The organism is Chitinimonas sp. JJ19, from assembly GCF_036961565.1.
Classification (GTDB): domain Bacteria; phylum Pseudomonadota; class Gammaproteobacteria; order Burkholderiales; family Chitinimonadaceae; genus Chitinimonas.
In genome coordinates this window covers 23,347-42,941 of the sequence record NZ_JBAMDD010000010.1, presented here as the reverse complement: position 1 = coordinate 42,941, position 19,595 = coordinate 23,347, and the positions used below count along the sequence as shown (strand labels likewise).

The following is a 19,595-nucleotide window of genomic DNA, read 5'->3' as shown; positions in this document are numbered from 1 at the left end:
GCGCCAGCGCTAGGTTTATCGCACTGCAGCATCGCTCGGCAAATGGCGCGTATCTGAATTTGCGATTGGATAGGCATAGGCAAGCAGGCGTAGGTTTGCGCCACGACACCGGCCGGGCATGCCCGCAGCGTGATCACCATGGCCCGCAAGAGGCCGCAACCTTGATGGGCGCAAGCCCGCCAGAGAAGATGGAGACATTGCAATGACAGATATCGCCAACGCGGCGCCCGGCGTGCATGCCGAGCCCAGGCCCATGACCCGAGAAGAACGGAAAGTGATTTTCGCCTCTTCGCTGGGCACGGTTTTCGAGTGGTACGACTTCTACCTGTATGGCTCGCTGGCCGCCATCATCGCCAAGCATTTCTTTGCCGGCGTCAACGACACCACCGCCTTTATCTTTGCCCTGATGGCCTTTGCCGCCGGCTTTGCAGTACGGCCTTTCGGCGCCATCGTATTTGGCCGCCTGGGCGACATGATAGGCCGCAAGTACACCTTCCTGGTCACCATCCTGATCATGGGCCTATCCACCGCCATCGTCGGCATCCTGCCCAGCTACGGCACCATAGGTATAGCGGCGCCCATACTGCTGATCACCCTGCGGCTGCTGCAGGGGCTGGCACTGGGCGGCGAATATGGCGGCGCAGCCACCTATGTGGCCGAGCACGCACCCCATGGCAAACGCGGCCTCTACACCAGCTTCATCCAGACCACCGCTACCCTGGGCCTGTTCCTGTCGCTGCTGGTGATCTGGCTCTGCCGCAATGCGCTGGGTACCGAGGCCTTCCAGGAATGGGGCTGGCGCATACCCTTCCTGGTCTCCATCGTGATGCTGGCGGTATCGGTCTATATCCGCATGCAGTTGCACGAGTCGCCCGCCTTCAAGAAGATGAAGGAGGAAGGCAAGCACTCCAAGGCACCGCTGACAGAGTCGTTCGGCCGCTGGCCCAACCTCAAGATCGTGCTGCTCTCGCTGTTCGGTGGCACCGCCGGCCAGGCCGTGGTGTGGTACACCGGCCAGTTCTACGCACTGTTCTTCCTCACCAAGACCCTGGGTGTGGAAGCAGACAGGGCCGACCTGCTGATCGCCGTGTCGCTGGCCATCGCCACGCCCTTCTTTGTGATCTTTGGCGCCCTGTCGGACAAGATAGGCCGCAAGAAGATCATCATGGCCGGCTGCCTGATTGCCGCTATCAGCTACTTCCCCATCTTCAAGGCACTGACCCACAACGCCAACCCAGCACTGGAATCAGCCATCGCCCGTGCACCGGTCAAGGTAGTGGCAGACCCGGCCAAGTGCGCCTTCCAGTTCGACCCCATAGGCAAGGCGACCTTCAAGCAGTCCTGCGACATCATCAAGTCGGCATTGGCCAAGAAGGGCATACCCTACGAGAACGTAGCCGCGCCAGCGGGCACCCTGGCAACCGTCAGCGTGGGCGAAACCGTCATTGCCAGCTTTGAAGGCGAAAGTATGGACAAGGATGCCTTCAAGGCCCAGGCAGATGGCTTCAACAAGTCGCTGGGTAGTGCCCTGACCACCGCCGGTTACCCTGCCAAGGCCGATCCGGCCAGCATGAACACCCCCATGGTGGTGACACTGCTCACCATCCTGGTGATCTTCGTGACCATGGTGTACGGCCCCATCGCTGCCTGGCTGGTCGAGCTGTTCCCGACCAAGATACGCTATACCTCGATGTCCCTGCCCTACCATATCGGTAACGGCTGGTTTGGCGGCTTCCTGCCTACCGTGGCCTTTGCCATGGTGGCGGCCACCGGCGATATCTACTATGGCTTGTGGTACCCCATCCTGTTTGCCCTGATGACCTTCGTCATTGGCTGCCTGTTCGCACCCGAAACCAAGGACAGGGATATCTACGCCAACGACTGAGCGTGCCCCTCGGCAGGGTGGCTCCCCGGGACGGAGCCACCCTGCCACGGGACAGATCAACCGATAGTTTCGTTTTCTCCGGCACAAGCCCAGAATAGTCAGGTCTCTGGTTCTGTTGCCCCTTGCCTTGCCCAAGCGAAGCAAGCGCCAACAGCGTCACAGCAAGCACTCAAAAACAAAGGAGCCCCCAATGTCCACGCTCGATTCCATACTCAAGGAAACGCGCCTTTTCCCACCGTCGGACGAGTTCCGGCACCGTGCCACCATACCAGGCATGGATGCCTACAACGCCCTGTGCGAACAGGCAGACGACCACTACCTGTCCTATTGGGGGGATATCGCCCGCGAGCTGATCAGCTGGAAGAAACCGTTCAGCCGGGTACTGGACGATAGCAATGCACCGTTCTTCAAGTGGTTCGACGACGGCGTGCTCAATGTCAGCTACAACTGCCTCGATAGACACCTGGCCCAGAACGCCAACAAGATCGCCATCATCTTCGAGGCCGACGATGGTGCCGTCACCCGCGTCACCTATGCCGAGCTGCACAGGCGGGTATGCCAGTTCGCCAACGGGCTCAAGGCACTGGGCATCAGAAAGGGCGAACGCGTCGTCATCTACATGCCCATGAGCATAGAAGCGGTGGTGGCCATGCAGGCCTGCGCCCGCATTGGCGCTATCCATTCCGTGGTATTCGGCGGCTTCTCGGCCAAATCGGTACAGGAACGCATACAGGATGCCGGCGCTGTTGCCGTCGTCACCGCCAACGAAGGCATGCGCGGCGGCAAGGCCGTGGCACTCAAGGCGGTGATCGACGAGGCCATCAGCCTGGGAGGTTGCGAATCGGTCCGCCAGGTGGTGGTCTACCAGCGCAGCAACAACGGCGCCACCGCATGGGCGGATGGCCGCGATATCTGGTGGCACAAGCTGACCGAAGGCCAGGCCGAGCAATGCGAGCCGGAATGGATGAATGCGGAAGACCCGCTGTTCATTCTCTACACCTCGGGCTCCACCGGCAAGCCCAAGGGCATACAGCACTCCAGCGCGGGCTACCTCCTGGGGGCCATGAATTCCTTCCGCTGGGTATTCGATGCCAAGCCCAACGATGTGTTCTGGTGTACGGCCGACGTAGGCTGGATCACCGGCCACAGCTATGTCTGCTACGGCCCGCTGGGCATGGCGGCCACCCAGGTGATATTCGAGGGCGTACCCACCTACCCCGACGCCCATCGCTTCTGGCAGATGATAGAGAAGCACAAGGTCAGCATCTTCTATACCGCCCCGACGGCCATACGCTCCTTGATCAAGCTGGGCGCAGATTTCCCGCAGCAACACGATCTCTCCAGCCTGCGCCTGCTGGGTACGGTGGGCGAGCCCATCAACCCCGAGGCCTGGATCTGGTATCACGAGGCCGTCGGCGGCGGCCGCTGCCCTATCGTCGACACCTGGTGGCAGACCGAAACCGGCTCGGTGATGATCGCCCCGCTGCCCGGTGCCGTGGCGACCAAACCAGGCTCCTGCACCCTGCCTTTGCCCGGCATCATCGCCGATATCGTCGATGAGTCCGGCGCGCCGGTCGAAGCCGGCAAGGGCGGCATGCTGGTGATCAAGAAACCCTTCCCCAGCCTGGTGCGTACCATCTGGGGCGACCCGGAACGCTTCAAGAAAACCTACTTCCCCGAGGAGTTCAATGGCCAGTACTACCTGGCCGGTGACTCGGCCCACCGTGATGAGCATGGTTACGTCTGGATCATGGGCCGCATCGATGATGTGCTGAATGTCTCCGGCCACCGCCTGGGCACCATGGAGATCGAATCAGCGCTGGTGGCCAACCCACTGGTGGCCGAAGCCGCTGTGGTGGGCAAGCCACATGAGATCAAGGGCGAGGCCGTGGTGGCATTCGTGGTGCTCAAGGGTGCGCGCCCCACCGGTGAAGACGCCAAAAAAATGGTTGAGCAGCTGAAGAACTGGGTAGCGCACGAAATCGGCAAGATCGCCCAGCCAGACGATATCCGCTTTGGCGACAACCTGCCCAAGACCCGTTCCGGCAAGATCATGCGGCGGCTGCTGCGTGCCATTGCCCGTGGTGAAGCCATCACCCAGGACACCTCCACCCTGGAAAACCCAGCCATTCTGCAGCAGTTGCAAGAACCCGCCTGAGCATCGCACTGACCCAACAACAAAGCGCCGTCGTGGCGCTTTGTTGTTGTCACACACTGCCCTGTGCAGTGCTACCAGGCTCCGGCAAGGTGCTCAGCCCTGCAAGGTCCAGGCACCACGCGCCAGCCGGTTGGCCAGATCTATGGCAGGCAATGGCGGGCTGACCAGATAGCCCTGCACCTCATCGCAACCCTCCTGCTTGAGGAAGGACCATTGCTCCGGTGTCTCCACCCCCTCGGCAATGACCTGCAGGCCCAGATTGCGCGCCAGGTTGACCACGGCGCGGGTAATGGCGCTGTCGTCCGCATCGCCCGGGATATCCATCACAAACGAGCGATCCACCTTGAGCTTGTCGACCTTGAAGCGCTTGAGGTAGCTGAGCGATGAATAGCCGGTGCCGAAATCATCAATCGCCAGCTTGAGCCCCATGGCCTTGAGTGCGGCCAGGGTGGCGATGGTGGACTCCACATCCTGCACGATCACACTCTCCGTTACCTCCAGCGCCAGCCAGCGGGCATCCAGCCCTGTCTCCTTCAGTATGCCGGTGATGTCCTCGGCCAGGTCGCGGCGGTAGAACTGCATGGCTGAGAGATTGACCGCCACCTCGATGGGCGGCAGGCCCTCATCCTGCCAGGCACGATTCTGCCTGCAGGCCTCACGCAGCACCCACTCGCCTATATCGCCTATGAGCCCACGCTCCTCGGCGATGGGAATGAACTGCATGGGTCCGATCAGGCCGCGCTCCGGATGGCGCCAGCGTATCAGCGCCTCAACACCCACGATGGCACCGCTGCTCATGGCCACCTGGGGCTGGTAATGCAGCACGAACTCGTCACGCTCCAGTGCTCGCCGCAGCTGATTCTCCACCGCCAGTATCTCGCGCGCCCTGGCATTCATATCGGCGGTATAGAAACGGAAGGTGTTACGGCCATGCTCCTTGGCGTGGTACATGGCCGCATCGGCGTTACGCACCAGGGTGTCGTAGTCCTCGCCATCCTCGGGGTAGAGCGCTATCCCCAGCGAAGGCGTCACCACCAGCTCATGCTCTTCCACAACAAAGGGACGCGCCAGCCGTTCCAGCACCCGGCTGGCCACATAGCTGGCATCTTCGCCGCTATCCAGGTTACGCAGCAGGATGACAAACTCGTCCCCTCCCAACCGCCCCACGGCATCGCCTGCACGCAGGGCATCGTTGAGGCGGTTGGCCACTTCCTTGAGCAATTGGTCGCCCACATCATGGCCTAGCGAATCGTTGATGGTCTTGAAGTGATCCAGGTCCACAAACAGCAGTGCACGATGCACGCCGTGCCGGTGCGCCTCGGCGATGGCCTCCTCGGCCAGTTCGCGGAAATACGCCCGGTTGGGCAAGACGGTCAGCGCATCGAAACGCGCCAGGTGCAGGATGCGTTCCTGTGCCGCCTTGGCATCGCTGATATCACGTATCAGCAGCACCACATCGCCGATGCGGCCCGTCACATCACGCACCACATTGATCTGGGCCCAGGCAGTAAACACTCCGCCTGACTTACGCCGGAATGGCACTTCGCCCTGCCAGGCGCCGCCATGGGTGTAGTTGGCATTGATTTCCTCGTACACCTTGATATCCACCGAGGGATCACGCAATACGCTGCTGGGCTGGCCGACGATTTCATCGGCGTGGTAGCCCAGGATATCGGTAAAGGCACGGTTGACCGAAGTGATACGGTTGTCCGGCGCAATGACCATGATGGCTTCGGCCGTGTTGTCGAACACCTTGGCCGCCAGCTCCATGCGCTGGGCCGCCGCCTTGCGTTCGGTCAGATCGCGCAGGATGCGCCATATGCCTATGGCACGGCCATCCACGTCACGCATCAGCACCCCCTTGGCACTGACCGGCAACAGACCGGCACTGGGGCGGTACAACTCGATCTCATATTCGTTGCAATGACCGTCCACCAGCACCCGGTGCTGCATCATATGGTCATCGTAGCTACGCCAGTCCTCGGCCACGAACTGGCTCATGGGCCGGCCCACCAGGGCAGCGCTGGGCACCCCCAGCAGCGCCAGCATGGCCGGATTGGCATCCAGCACCCGGCCATCCATGTCCACCACGCAGATACCATCGAGGTTGGAGACAAACAGTTCACGGTACTTGGCCTCGGAAGCCCGCAAGGCCTCCTCGGTCTGCACCCGCTCCACGATATCCTGCTCCAAAGCCTCGTTTTTGTCGTTCAGCTCACCGAACAGGCGGTGCAGCTCCCCCCTGGCCCATTCAAGCTGCCGGCCCAGATCGCCTATCTCATCCTCGCGGGTCCAGACCGTACCCAACGGTGCCTCGTGGTTGGTCAACGCCCGGGCCTGTTCCGACAAGCGCCGTAGCGGCACCAGAAAGCGCGAATCCAGCAGCAACAGGATAAGCAGCAGGCTGACAACCAGCATCACCCCGATCAGCAGCACGTATTCCCGCCCCTGGGCGGCCAGTCGGCGGCGCAGATCGCCGTCATCAAAGGTAATGGTGACCTTGCCTATGATCTGGTCGCCAAAGTTCACAGGGCGGGAGAGATGGGTCACCACCCCCTGCCGGCGCTCAGGCAGGCTGACGGCAATAAAGGGCTCGCCGGGGAAGGTGCCATCTACCTGTACCGATACGATGCGGACATCCTTCATGGCGGTGTCCACCAAGGGCTGGCCGGCATTGAGCGAGAGATCCCACAAGGGTTGCCGCAAACCCAGCGCCAGCGTCTCCAGCACCCGCTCCTGTTCGCCTCGGAACTGCAAGGTCAGCTCGTGGCGGCGCCACTCCAGCATCAACAAGGTGAAGATGACGCCAGGCGCCAGCAGGCCCACGGCGACAACCAGCACGAATACCTGCCGCAGGCTCAGGTGGGTCAGCCAATGCTTGATGCGCAACCAGGGTGAGGTGGCTGGCACCGTGCTAGAAGAGACTGCAGTATCCAATCGAATCTCCGTACTTGCAGCAGCTGCCGCTAGCGCACCCCACCTGATGGTGGGCGCACGGCACCGCGCGGCAGACAAGGCCGATTCTGCAGTATCTGTCACCCGACCGACAGAAGCAAAACCACCATGAAAAAAAGCCCGGTAAAAACCGGGCTTTTCTGCTTTCAACCTGATGATCAGGCTTCGGCGGGTGCAGCGGGTGCGGCTTCATCAGCCAGCGCCGCCTTGATGCTGAGGCGCACACGGCCCTTCTCATCCTGCTCCAGCGCCTTGACGCGAACAATCTGACCTTCCTTCAGGTAGTCGGCCACATTGTTGACGCGCTCGTTGGCGATCTGGCTCACATGCACCAGGCCGTCACGACCCGGCATGATCTGCACGATGGCGCCCACGTTCTTGTCCAGGATCTTGATCACCGGGCCTTCGTAGATCTTGCCGATCTCGATTTCAGCGGTGATTTCGGCGATGCGGCGCTTGGCCTCATCGGCACCGTCGCTGGAAACCGATGCAATGGTGATGGTGCCATCATCCTGGATATCGATCTGGGTACCGGTTTCCTCGGTCAGGGCACGGATCACGGCGCCACCCTTGCCGATCACGTCACGGATCTTCTCCGGATTGATCTTCATGGTGTAGAGGCGCGGTGCATGCTGCGACACTTCCTCACGGGCGTGGTCCAGCGAACCCTTCATGATGCCGAGGATATGCAGGCGGCCTTCCTGTGCCTGATCCAGCGCCACCCGCATGATTTCCTTGGTGATGCCGTTGATCTTGATATCCATCTGCAGGGCGGTCACGCCCAGTTCGGTACCGGCCACCTTGAAGTCCATGTCGCCCAGATGATCTTCGTCACCCAGGATGTCGGACAGCACGGCAAAACGGTTGCCTTCCTTGATCAGGCCCATGGCGATACCGGCCACGTGCGACTTCAGGGGCACACCCGCATCCATCAGCGCCAGGCTGCCGCCACAAACCGAAGCCATGGAGGACGAACCGTTGGACTCGGTGATTTCCGATACCACGCGCATGGAGTAGCTGAAGTCTTCCTTCTTGGGCAGCACGGCGATCAGCGCGCGCTTGGCCAGGCGACCATGGCCGATTTCGCGGCGCTTGGGCGTACCGACACGGCCGGTTTCACCGGTCGAGTAGGGAGGGAAGTTGTAATGCAGCATGAAGCGGTCGGTGTATTCACCCATCAGCGCATCGATCTTCTGCTCATCCAGCTTGGTGCCCAGGGTGGCAACCACGATGCCCTGGGTTTCACCACGGGTGAACAGCGCCGAGCCGTGGGTACGCGGCAGCACGCCGGTGCGTATCTCGATAGGACGCACAGTACGGGTGTCGCGACCATCGATACGGGGGTAGCCGTCCAGGATCTGGTTACGGACGATCTTGGCTTCCAGGCCGTGGAAGATATCCTTGATCTGGTTGGCACGCAGGGTGTCGGTATTCTCGTCGATCAGCGCTGCCTTGACCTTGGCCCAGGTGTCGTTGATCTGCGCCACGCGCAGCTGCTTTTGCGGAATACGGAAAGCCAGCTTGAGGCCTTCGTCGGACAGGGCGCTGACCTGGGCCACCAGGGCCTCATCCACAGCAGGCTCCTGCCAGTCCCAAACTTCGGGGTTCACTTCATCAGCCAGGGCATTGATGGCGTTGATGGCAGCCTGCATCTGCTCGTGGCCGAACACCACGGCACCCAGCATGATGGACTCGGACAGTTCCTGTGCTTCGGATTCCACCATCAGCACGGCCTGGGCGGTGCCCGCTACCACCAGGTCCAGCTGCGACTCAGCCAGTTCGGCCTTGGTGGGGTTCAGCAGGTACTGGCCATTGGCGTAACCCACGCGGGCAGCACCGATAGGGCCTTGGAACGGCAGGCCGGAGATGGCGAGGGCGGCCGAGGCGCCGATCAGCGCAGGGATGTCCGGATCAATCTCGGGATCCACCGACATCACCGTGGCGACGATCTGGATCTCGTTGTAGAAGGCTTCCGGGAACAGCGGACGGATGGGGCGATCAATCAGGCGCGAGGTGAGGATTTCTTTTTCCGAAGGGCGACCTTCGCGCTTGAAGAAACCACCAGGGATCTTGCCGGCGGCGTAAGTACGTTCCTGGTAGTCCACGGTCAGGGGGAAGAAATCCTGGCCGGGTTTGACATTCTTGGCGCCCACCACGGTGACCAGCACCACGGTATCGTCCATGGAAACCATCACGGCGCCGGAGGCCTGACGGGCAATCTCGCCGGTTGCGAGAGTAACAGTGTGCTTGCCGTAGGCAAACGATTTGGAGATGCGATTGAACACGCTTTTCGTCCTTTTCGACTGGTCATGTCCAGCGACCATGACCCATATCCGCCGACGCGCTGAATTCGGTGATTGCATAAACCGACGCCGGGGTTCCAGCCAGCTTGCTTGCCGCAGGGCGTGGCCGGAACCACTTCACGCCCAACAGAGTACGGAGCAGAGACTCCTGCCATGCGCCCTGTGGCGCATCGCAGCAGTGCCCGGTCCTGAAATGCAAAAAGCCGCTGCAGTTAGCAGCGGCTTTTCTTGAAACGCTTACTTACGCAGACCCAGCTTGGCGATCAACTCGCGGTAGCCATCCAGGTTGGTGCGCTTGTAATAGGCCAGCAGCTTGCGACGCTGGTTAACCATCTTCAGCAGACCACGACGGCTGTGGTGATCCTTGGCGTTAGCCTTGAAGTGGCCGGTCAGGTCGTTGATACGAGCCGTCAGCAGGGCAACCTGCACTTCGGGGGAACCGGTGTCGCCCTGGGCACGTTGGTATTGCTTGACGATCTCGGCTTTTTGTTCGACGGTCACTGCCATTTTGTGTAACTCCACATACTAAAAAGCACCGTTCAGCGGTGCAGACGAGCAAGGCGAGTCGGCTATGCCGCCAACCCCTCCTGGCTTCCGGGCCGCCATCAACTGTGAACCACAGTAGACAGCAATCTGCGCGGAGACAGCACCTGGTCGGTCAATTCAGCCAAGCCCAGAAAGGTCGGCTGCCCAGCACCGGTGTCGCCATAAACGCGCAAGCCGGGGATTATCCCATCATCTGATGGAAAACGCACGGACAATCCGTGGGTTAGCTTATCGGTCTGGGCGGCATCCAGCGTCACGGCTGGCAAATCCGCCAGCAGGCTATCGGCCGGCAGCAGCAAGGCATCGCGCTGTTCCAGCGCCAGGGCCTCGAACTGCTCAACCGTGATGGCATCCTCCAGCCTGAAACCCGCCGTCTGGGTGCGCCGCAGGCCTATCAGATGGGCACCGCAACCCAGCAATGCAGCAATGTCCTCTGCCAGGGTACGGATATAAGTCCCCTTGCTGCAGCGCACATCCAGCACCAACTCGTCGCCTGCAAATTGCAGCACCTCGATGCCGTAGATGGTGATGCGGCGCGCCTCCCGTTCCAGCGTGATGCCCGCCCGCGCATATTCATACAGGGGCTTGCCGTCGTGCTTGAGCGCCGAATACATCGGTGGCACCTGCTCGATCTCGCCGACAAAACGCGCCACCGCGGCGTCCACTGCCGCCCGGTCACACTGTACCGGCCGGGTATCCAGCACTTCGCCTTCGGCATCGCCCGTGGTGGTGGTCACCCCCAGCTTGAGCGTGGCGACATAGCGCTTGTCTGCATCCAGCATGCGCTGGGCAAACTTGGTGGCATCGCCAAAACACAGTGGCAGCAGGCCGGTCGCCAGGGGATCCAGCACGCCAGTGTGGCCGCCCTTCTCCGCCTGCAGCAGCCAGCGACACTTCTGCAGGGCCTGGTTGCTGGAAGCCCCATAGGGCTTGTCCAGCAACAGCACGCCGTGCACCGGTCGCTTAATCCTTTTTATCTGCGTCTGCTTCATCGTCAGCCGGCCCGGTAGTCTGCATGGCTTGGTCTATCAGCTTGTCCAGCGACATGCCATATTCGACCGAGCGGTCGTATTCAAAATGCAGCTCAGGCATCTTGAACAGCTTGATGCGCTTGGACAGCTCGCTACGCAACCAGCCCGCCGAGCGATTCAGAGTGTACTGCGACTCCAGCTCATCGCCCTTCATCAGGGTGTAGAACACCTTGGCATGGCTCATGTCACGGGTCACTTCCACGCCAGTCAGCGTGACAAAACCGATACGCGGGTCTTTCAGCTCCAGGCGGATCAGCTCTGCCAGCTCGCGCTGCATCTGCTGGGCCACCCGATCGGAGCGGGTAAAGTCTTTAGGCATGATGTATGGCCTCGGGCGTGAGAGCCGGCTTACAGCCCTCACGCCATGTTGAATTCTCAAAGTACAACAGGCGCCAAGCCCAGTCGGGCTTCGCGCCTGTCGATGCAGCAGGGCCGGCGCACCGCACGCCCCGCCCATTTACGGCTTACAGGGTACGGGCCACTTCGATGATCTCGAAGACTTCCAGCATGTCGCCTTCCTGGATGTCATTGTAGTTCTTCAGTTGCAGACCGCACTCAAAGCCCGCCTTGACTTCCTTGGCGTCGTCCTTGAAGCGCTTGAGGCTTTCCAGCTCGCCCTGGTGGATAACCACGTGGTTACGCAGCAGGCGTACGCCGGCACCGCGCTTGACCACGCCTTCGTGCACCAGACAGCCGGCGATGGAGCCAACCTTGGACACGGTGAAGACCTGACGGATCTCGACCGAACCAATGATCTGCTCCTTCTTCTCCGGCGCCAGCATGCCCGACAGCGCAGCCTTCACCTCATCCACGGCGTCGTAGATGATGTTGTAGTAGCGCACATCCACGCCTTCGTTCTCGGCCAGACGGCGGGCCATGGCATCGGCACGCACGTTGAAGCCGATGATGACAGCCTTGGAAGCCAGCGCCAGGTTGACGTCGGATTCGGTGATGCCACCCACGCCCGAGTGCAGGATGTTGACGCGCACTTCGTTGGTAGACAGCTTCTGCAGGCTTTGCGACAGCGCCTCGAAGGAGCCTTGCACGTCGGCCTTGATGATAATGGGGAGGTTCTGCACCTCGCCATCGGCCATCGCTGCCATCATGTTCTCCAGCTTGGCGGCCTGTTGCTTGGCCAGCTTCACATCACGGAACTTGCCTTGACGGAACAGGGCGATTTCACGCGCCTTGCGCTCGTCCGACAGCACCATGGCGTCTTCACCGGCATTCGGCACTTCCGACAGGCCGAGTATCTCGACCGGAATCGAAGGACCGGCTTCGTTGATGTTCTTACCGTTCTCATCCAGCATGGCGCGAACCTTGCCGAACACACCACCGGCCAGCACCACATCGCCCTTGCGCAGGGTACCGGACTGCACCAGCATGGTGGAGACCGGGCCACGGCCCTTGTCCAGGCGGGCTTCGATGATCAGGCCCTTGGCAGGTGCATCTACCGGTGCAGTCAGTTCCAGCACTTCGGCTTGCAGCAGGATGGCATCCAGCAGACCGTCGATATTGGTACCCATCTTGGCCGACACCTCGATGAACTGGGTATCACCACCCCAATCCTCGGGCACCACCTCGTGAGCCACCAGTTCCTGGCGGATGCGCTCGATATTGGCGCCCTGCTTGTCGATCTTGTTCACCGCCACCACGATAGGCACCTTGGCGGCCTTGGCGTGGTGGATGGCTTCAATAGTCTGGGGCATCACGCCGTCATCGGCAGCCACCACCAGCACCACGATATCGGTCGCACTGGCACCACGGGCACGCATGGCGGTAAACGCTTCGTGACCAGGGGTATCGAGGAAGGTGATCATGCCCTTCTCGGTTTCCACGTGGTAGGCACCGATATGCTGGGTAATCCCGCCGGCTTCGCCCGCCGCTACCTTGGCGCGACGGATGTAATCCAGCAGCGAGGTCTTACCGTGGTCGACGTGACCCATCACGGTCACCACCGGGGCGCGCGGCAGCAGTTCATGCTCCTGCTTTTCGCTGCCATCCAGATAGGTCTCCGGATCATCCAGGCGCGCAGCAACAGCCTGATGGCCCATTTCCTCGACCACGATCATGGCCGTTTCCTGGTCCAGCACCTGATTGATGGTGACCATCATGCCCATCTTCATGAGCACCTTGATCACTTCCGCAGCCTTGACCGCCATCTTGTGGGCCAGATCGGCCACCGAGATGGTTTCCGGCACATCGACTTCGCGCGAGATAGGCTCAGTGGGTGCCTGGAAGCCGTGGGCGTTGTTATCGTCACCACCACCGCCCTTGCCACGGCCACCCTTCTTGCCACTCTTCCAGCCACCCGTGCCGGTATCGCCGCCACGGGTCTTGAGGCCACCACGGCGCTTGGCGCCATCACCCCAGCCATCCTTGGCGGGTGCGGCAGCCTTCTTCACGTCGGCAGCAGCCGGCTTGGCATCCTTCTTGACCTCGCCCGGCTTGCTGGGCGCACGGTGCAGGGTATGTTCGGTATTGGCGGGCTTCTTGGGTGCAGCAGCAGCCTCGGCCGCTGCCTTGGCAGCGGCTTCCTGCGCAGCCTTGCGGGCAGCTTCGCGGTCCTGCTTGGCCTTGATATCGGCAGCCTGGCGCTCGAACAGGGCGCGCTGGCGGGCAGCCTGCACTTCACGGGCATCCAGTTCAGCCTGGCCCAGCACATCGGCGCGCGACAGCGGCGCAGCAGCTGGTGCAGGGGCTGCCACCTCAGCCACGGGGGCCGCTACCGGCTCCACCTTGGGCTCAAGCTTGGCCTTCTCTTCGGCCTTGGGCTTGTCCTGCTTGGGCTTGGCTTCCACCTTGGGCTCAGCCACCACGGCAACCGGGGCTTCCACCACCGGCTCGGGCACCACTTCAGGCGCCGCCTCGACCACGGGCGCAGCTTCAACCACCGGTGCGGCTTCCACGACAGCCTCGGCCACCACCACGGCTTCTGCCACAGCAACCGGCTCAGCCACCACGGCCGCCTCAATCACCGGCTCCGCCACATGGGCATCGGCCTCGGGCTGGGCACTGGCCGCAGCCTCAGGCGTCAGCAACACGCGCTTCTTCTTCACTTCCACCTGGATGGTGCGGGCCTTGCCCGTGGCGTCGGACTTCTTGATCTCGCTGGTCTGCTTACGCGCCAGAGTGACCTTGGGCTTGTCCATGGCCGAACCATGCACGCTGCGCAAATAGGCCAGCAGCTTGGTCTTGTCCTGTTCGGTCAAGGCGTCATCGACACCGGCCTTGTCCACGCCGGCTGCGCGTAGTTGGTCTAACAGATGCTGCGGCGGCATCCTAAGATCGGCCGCAAATTGGCTAACGTTCATTTGACTCATTCTGGCTCCCGTCTCCTTGCCGTGTCCGGCTTACTGCTGCTCGAACGCCTGGTTTTGTTCAAACCAGTGGGCGCGGGCGGTCATAATCAATTGCTTGGCGGCTTCAGCGTCCATGCTGGTCATCTCGACCAGTTCGTCCACAGCCAGCTCGGCCAAGTCGTCGCGGGTAGCTATGCCATTGCTGGCCAGCGCGCGAGCGATATCGGGGGTCATGCCCTCCAGGTGCTGCAACTCTTCAACGCTGTTCTCGACCTGTTCTTCCTTGGCAATTGCCTGGGTCAAGAGGGCATCACGAGCGCGGCTACGCAGCTCGTTCACCAGGTTTTCGTCAAAGCCGTCGATATCCAGCATCTCGTCGATGGGCACATACGCAACTTCTTCCAGGCTGCCGAATCCTTCCTGCACCAGGATCTCGGCCACTTCTTCATCCACATCCAGGGCAGCCATGAACAGCTCGCGCACCTTGGCGTATTCCACCTCGTGCTTCTGCTCAACCTGCTCCAGCGTCATGATGTTGAGGTTCCAGCCCGTCAGCTCGGCGGCAAGGCGCACGTTCTGGCCACCGCGGCCGATAGCCATGGCGAGATTTTCCTCGTCCACAGCCACGTCCATGCTGTGGCTTTCCTCGTCCACCATGATCTTCTGCACTTCGGCCGGCGCCAGGGCGCCCAGCACGAACTGCGCCGGATCGGCCGACCACAGCACGATGTCCACGCGCTCACCCGCCAGCTCACCGGTCACCGCCTGCACGCGCGAACCGCGCATGCCGATACAGGTGCCTTGCGGGTCTACCCGTGGATCGTTGGACTTGACGGCGATCTTGGCGCGCGCGCCCGGATCACGGGCAGCACCACGGATCTCGATCAGGCCTTCCTCGATTTCCGGCACTTCCAACTCAAACAGCTTGGCGATGAATTCAGGCACCGTGCGGCTCAGTATCAGTTGCGCGCCACGGCCATCGCGGTCGATCTTGACCAGATAGGCACGAACTCGGTCACCGACCCGCAGGTTTTCCTTGGGGATCATGTGCTCACGCGGCAACTTGGCTTCCAGCTTGCCCACTTCGACGATGGCATTGCCACGCTCGATGCGCTTGATGGTGCCGGTTACCAGGTGCTCCTTGCGATCCAGGAAGTCATTGAGGATCTGCTCGCGCTCAGCATCGCGGATCTTCTGCAGGATCACCTGCTTGGCAGTCTGGGCGCCGATACGGCCGAATTCGATGGGCTCCAGCGGCTCCTCGTAGAAGTCGCCTATCGTCAGCGCCAGACCCTTTTCCTTCACGTCGGTGATCGCAAACTGACGCGAGGGTTCTTCATGGTCGTTGTCCTCGACCACTTCCCAGCGACGGAAGCTTTCATAATCACCGGAGACGCGGTCTATCGCCACGCGTACATCCACATCATCGACATACCGCTTCTTGGTGGCCGAGGCCAGCGCCATTTCCAGCGCGCTGAACACGATGTCTTGCGCTACGTTCTTCTCGCGCGCCAAGGCATCGACCAGCAACAGGATTTCACGACTCATTTCTCGAATACCTCCAACCGTATCGCTTCGGGCACAGGCCCCAATCTCTAAAAACCCCTATCCCGCACAGCATCCGTTCTCTCGAACAGCGCCTCAGAACACCGGCACCAAACGCGCCCGGTCGATCTGCGCCAGGGGCACCGCCACCAACTGGTCAGGGGCCAGCAGCACCTCCACCTTGCCATCGGAGATGCCTTTCAATTCGCCTTGCAGCATCTTGCGGCCACCTTCCAGCGGCACGCGCAACTTGATCTTCACCTGTTGCCCCGCAAAACGGACGAAGTCCGCCTCCTTCTTCAAGGGACGATCGAGGCCCGGCGAGGAAATCTCCAGGCGCTCATAGGGCACGTTCTCCACGGTGAACAAGTGGGAGAGATGATTGCTCACCTTCACACAGTCATCCAGCGTGATGCCCGTCGGGCTGTCGATAAACACCCGCACCAAGCCATCCCGGCCGATCTCCAGATCAACCAGCTCATAACCCAGGCCAGGTAGCGTGGTGTCCAACAAACGTTGCATGTCCATAGCGCGCCGCAGAAATGAAAAATGGGCCCTCGAGCCCACTTCAGATACACAAAGAATTGAAATCCCCGCTATTTTAGCGACTTAGCGGCGGAAACGGAACCCCAATAGCATTACTAATACAGCTGTTGTATTGACTGAGCATGTGCTTGGTTGGCACTTGGCGCAACTTTGGCTATTCCGGTACAGTGCCAGCCGGTGGTGCAAGGATGCGATTGAGCCTTGTGACACGGCTTGCAGCACGGGCTTGCAAGCCCCATGCCGCAAGGGTCAGCCAGTAATAATGATACCGCCCCTGCCCCGACGGGCAGCACAAAGACCAGCAGACACGGAGACAGCAGAGATGGAAAAAATCTGGTTGAACCAGTATCAGTCCGGCGTTCCCGCCGAAATCGACGTCAACGAATTCCAGTCGGCGGGCGAGGTCTTCGAGAAAAGCGCCAAGAAATTCGCTGACCGGCCAGCTTTCGCCAACTCGATCAAGTTCGCCAGCCGCACCATGAACTATGGCGAGGTGGAAGCCGCCTCGCGCGATCTGGGCGCCTACCTGCAGCATGAACTGAAGCTGGGCAAGGGCGAACGCGTCGCGGTCATGATGCCCAACCTGCTGCAATACCCTGTCTGCGTGTTCGGCGTGTTGCGCGCCGGCCTCACCGTCGTCAACGTCAATCCGCTCTACACCCCCCGCGAGCTGGAGCACCAGCTCAAGGATTCCGGCGCCACCACCATCATCATCGTCGCCAACTTCGCCCATGTGCTGGCCGAAGTCATAGGCAAGACCCCGGTGAAGAACGTCATCGTCACCGAAATGGGTGACATGCTGGGCTTCAAGGGCTCCATCATCAGCTTCCTGCTCAAGCACGTGAAGAAGATGGTGCCGGCCTACAACCTGCCGCAGGCGGTCAGCTTCAACGGCGCCCTGGCCATCGGTCGCCGTCACGAGCTGAAGAAGGTCCCGGTCGGCCACGACGACATTGCCTTCCTGCAGTACACCGGTGGCACCACCGGCGTATCCAAGGGCGCCATGCTGACCCACCGCAACATCATCGCCAACATGCAGCAGGCCCACGCCTGGCTCAGGCCACTGGTGGAAGAAGGCAAGGAAGTCATCGTCTGCGCCCTGCCGCTGTACCATATCTTCTCCCTGACGGCGAACTGCATGGTGTTCTCCAAGATAGGCGGCATGAACGTGCTGATCACCAATCCGCGCGACATCCCGGCCTTTGTGGAAGAACTGAACAAGTTCCCCATTACCTGCATGACGGGCGTGAACACCCTGTTCAATGCCCTGACCAACAATCCGGATTTTAAGAACGTCAATTTCCGCACCTGGAAGCTGGCGCTGGGTGGCGGCATGGCGGTACAGAAAGCCGTGGCCGAGCACTGGAAGGAAATGACCGGCGTACCGCTGATCGAAGCCTACGGCCTCACCGAGACCTCGCCGGCCGCCTGTATCAACCCCATGAACCTCAAGACCTACAACGGCGCAATCGGCCTGCCGGTGCCCTCCACCGACATCCAGGTGCGCGATGCCGACGGTAAGGAACTGGGCTTCGACGAGGCCGGCGAGCTCTGGATCAAGGGCCCGCAGGTCATGAAGGGCTACTGGAACCGCCCGGAAGAAACCGCCAAGGTCATCGACGCAGATGGCTGGCTGGCCACCGGCGATATGGCCATCGTGCATCCCGATGGCTTCGTCAAGCTGGTTGATCGCAAAAAGGACATGGTCCTGGTGTCGGGCTTCAACGTCTATCCCAACGAAGTGGAAGACGTGGTCGCCATGCACCCCGGCGTGCTGGAAGTGGCCTGTATCGGCATTCCTGACGACAAGTCCGGTGAAGTGGTGAAGATATTCGTGGTGAAGAAGGATGCCACGCTGACAGACGCCGCCGTCATCGAGCACTGCAAGAAGAACATGACCGGCTACAAGGTGCCCAAGTACGTCGAATTCCGCACCGAGCTGCCCAAGACCAATGTGGGCAAGATTCTGCGCCGCGCCCTGCGCGACGAGGAGCTGGCCAAGGCCAAGTAAGCTCCGCTGCATACCGGCAAGACCAAGGCAAACCCGCTCTATGGCGGGTTTGCCTTTTTTGCCGTGCTAAACTGATGGCATAAATCCGCTCATGCAAAGACACTCATGAACCTGCTTCCCTTCTTCAAGATGATGGCCGAGAAAAAGGCCAGCGACCTGTTCGTTACCGCAGGCAGCCCGGTGCAGGTCAAGATTCAGGGCGTGCTCTACCCGGTGAACAAGCAGGTACTGGAGTCCGCCCATGTGCAGACCCTGGCCTACGAGCTGATGACCGAGGACCAAAGGGCCACGTTCGAATCGGAATGGGAAATGAACTTCGGCCACCCCATCGAGGGCATAGGCAACTTCCGTATCAACATCTTCCGCCAGCGCGGCAATGTAGGCATCGTGGTTCGCTATATCAAGGCGATCTCGCCCACCATAGATGACCTGCGCCTGCCCGACGCACTGAAGCAGCTGATCATGGAGAAGCGGGGCCTGATCTTCGTGGTCGGCTCCACCGGCTCGGGCAAGACCTCCACCATTACCGCCATGCTGGAGCACCGCAACACCACCTCGCCGGGCCATATACTCACCATCGAAGACCCGATCGAGTATATCTACCCCCATCGCAAGAGCATCGTCAGCCAGCGCGAAGTGGGCATAGACACCCACAGCTTCTCCGATGCGCTGAAGAACGCCATGCGGGAAGCGCCCGACGTCATGATGATAGGCGAGATACGCGACAAGATGACCATGCAGCATGCCCTGACCTATGCCCAGGCAGGCCATCTGATCATCAGTACGCTGCACGCCAACAACAGCTACCACTCGATGAACCGCATCATCAACTTCTTCCCGCATGAAGCCCGCGAGAGCCTGTTGATGGACTTGAGCGTCGCGCTCAAGGCGGTCATCTCGCAGCGCCTGGTCAAGAACAAGCAGGGCCAGCTGACCCCTGCAGTGGAAGTCATGGTCAACTCCAGCCGGATTGCCGAGCTGATCAAGAACGGCGAGATCGACCAGATGAAGGAGGCCATGGAGCAAAGCCTCTATCAGGGCTCCCAGACCTTTGAGCAGGCCCTGTACAAGCTCTATCGCGAAGGCGAGATCACCTACGACGAGGCCATGACCAATGCCGACTCGGCCACCAACCTGGCCTGGCTGATCAACAACGCCCAGTCGCAGGAAGAAAAAGACGCCGAGCGCAGCCAGAAGCGCGCGCAGTCCGATGCCGCCCGCACCACGCCGGCCGAGCCCGAGATCAGCTTCGATATCGACCTGCACTGAGCCGCCAGGCCGGGCCTATCCTGGCCGGGCAAGCTGCCCGGCAT

Annotated in this window: 12 protein-coding genes; 4 read left to right on the top strand and 8 right to left on the bottom strand. The window is 61.1% G+C overall.

The features are described 5' to 3' along the window. Positions 1 to 202: 202 nt before the first annotated feature. Both V7714_RS13390 and acs read left to right on the top strand, forming a co-directional pair. Positions 203 to 1,885: an MFS transporter gene (locus tag V7714_RS13390; protein ID WP_335710184.1), complete on the top strand. Its 1,683-nt coding sequence runs from the start codon at positions 203 to 205 to the stop codon at positions 1,883 to 1,885. A gap of 190 nt (positions 1,886 to 2,075) precedes the next feature. Next, the gene (gene acs, locus V7714_RS13385) at positions 2,076 to 4,043 is read left to right on the top strand and encodes an acetate--CoA ligase (RefSeq protein WP_335710183.1); all 1,968 of its coding nucleotides are present in this window, start codon (positions 2,076 to 2,078) and stop codon (positions 4,041 to 4,043) included. Positions 4,044 to 4,136: 93 nt separating this feature from the next. On the opposite strand, the gene V7714_RS13380 is transcribed toward acs, so the two are convergent. The 8 genes from V7714_RS13380 to rimP form a co-directional block, all read right to left on the bottom strand. Then, on the bottom strand, positions 4,137 to 6,980 hold the full coding sequence (locus tag V7714_RS13380; RefSeq protein ID WP_335710182.1) for a putative bifunctional diguanylate cyclase/phosphodiesterase: 2,844 nt from the start codon (positions 6,978 to 6,980) through the stop codon (positions 4,137 to 4,139). Between the two features lie 176 nt (positions 6,981 to 7,156). Beyond that, positions 7,157 to 9,322 (bottom strand): polyribonucleotide nucleotidyltransferase, encoded by a 2,166-nt coding sequence (gene pnp, locus V7714_RS13375; RefSeq protein ID WP_442891144.1) that lies wholly within the window; start codon positions 9,320 to 9,322, stop codon positions 7,157 to 7,159. 216 nt (positions 9,323 to 9,538) lie between these two features. Further along, complete coding sequence (gene rpsO, locus V7714_RS13370; RefSeq protein WP_284198187.1) at positions 9,539 to 9,808, bottom strand: 30S ribosomal protein S15; 270 nt, start codon at positions 9,806 to 9,808, stop codon at positions 9,539 to 9,541. 98 nt (positions 9,809 to 9,906) lie between these two features. Beyond that, the gene (gene truB / locus V7714_RS13365) at positions 9,907 to 10,839 is read right to left on the bottom strand and encodes a tRNA pseudouridine(55) synthase TruB (RefSeq protein WP_335710180.1); all 933 of its coding nucleotides are present in this window, start codon (positions 10,837 to 10,839) and stop codon (positions 9,907 to 9,909) included. After that, positions 10,811 to 11,197, bottom strand: a complete 387-nt coding sequence (rbfA, locus tag V7714_RS13360) for a 30S ribosome-binding factor RbfA (RefSeq protein WP_284198185.1) — start codon at positions 11,195 to 11,197, stop codon at positions 10,811 to 10,813. Before rbfA ends, truB begins: the two co-directional genes overlap by 29 nt. A 145-nt stretch (positions 11,198 to 11,342) precedes the next feature. Next, entirely contained in the window at positions 11,343 to 14,201 is a 2,859-nt protein-coding gene (gene infB, locus V7714_RS13355) for a translation initiation factor IF-2 (protein WP_335710179.1), read from the bottom strand. Between the two features lie 30 nt (positions 14,202 to 14,231). Beyond that, complete coding sequence (nusA, locus tag V7714_RS13350; protein ID WP_284198183.1) at positions 14,232 to 15,728, bottom strand: transcription termination factor NusA; 1,497 nt, start codon at positions 15,726 to 15,728, stop codon at positions 14,232 to 14,234. 93 nt (positions 15,729 to 15,821) lie between these two features. Continuing rightward, positions 15,822 to 16,253 carry a ribosome maturation factor RimP gene (rimP, locus tag V7714_RS13345; RefSeq protein WP_308447086.1) on the bottom strand — a complete coding sequence of 144 codons (432 nt, stop codon included), beginning with the start codon at positions 16,251 to 16,253 and terminating at the stop codon, positions 15,822 to 15,824. Positions 16,254 to 16,593: 340 nt separating this feature from the next. Between rimP and V7714_RS13340 the strand changes: the two genes are divergently transcribed. Beyond that, on the top strand, positions 16,594 to 18,282 hold the full coding sequence (locus tag V7714_RS13340) for an AMP-binding protein (protein ID WP_335710178.1): 1,689 nt from the start codon (positions 16,594 to 16,596) through the stop codon (positions 18,280 to 18,282). Between the two features lie 105 nt (positions 18,283 to 18,387). Continuing rightward, on the top strand, positions 18,388 to 19,551 hold the full coding sequence (locus tag V7714_RS13335) for a PilT/PilU family type 4a pilus ATPase (protein WP_335710177.1): 1,164 nt from the start codon (positions 18,388 to 18,390) through the stop codon (positions 19,549 to 19,551). The last annotated feature ends 44 nt before the right edge of the window (positions 19,552 to 19,595 follow it).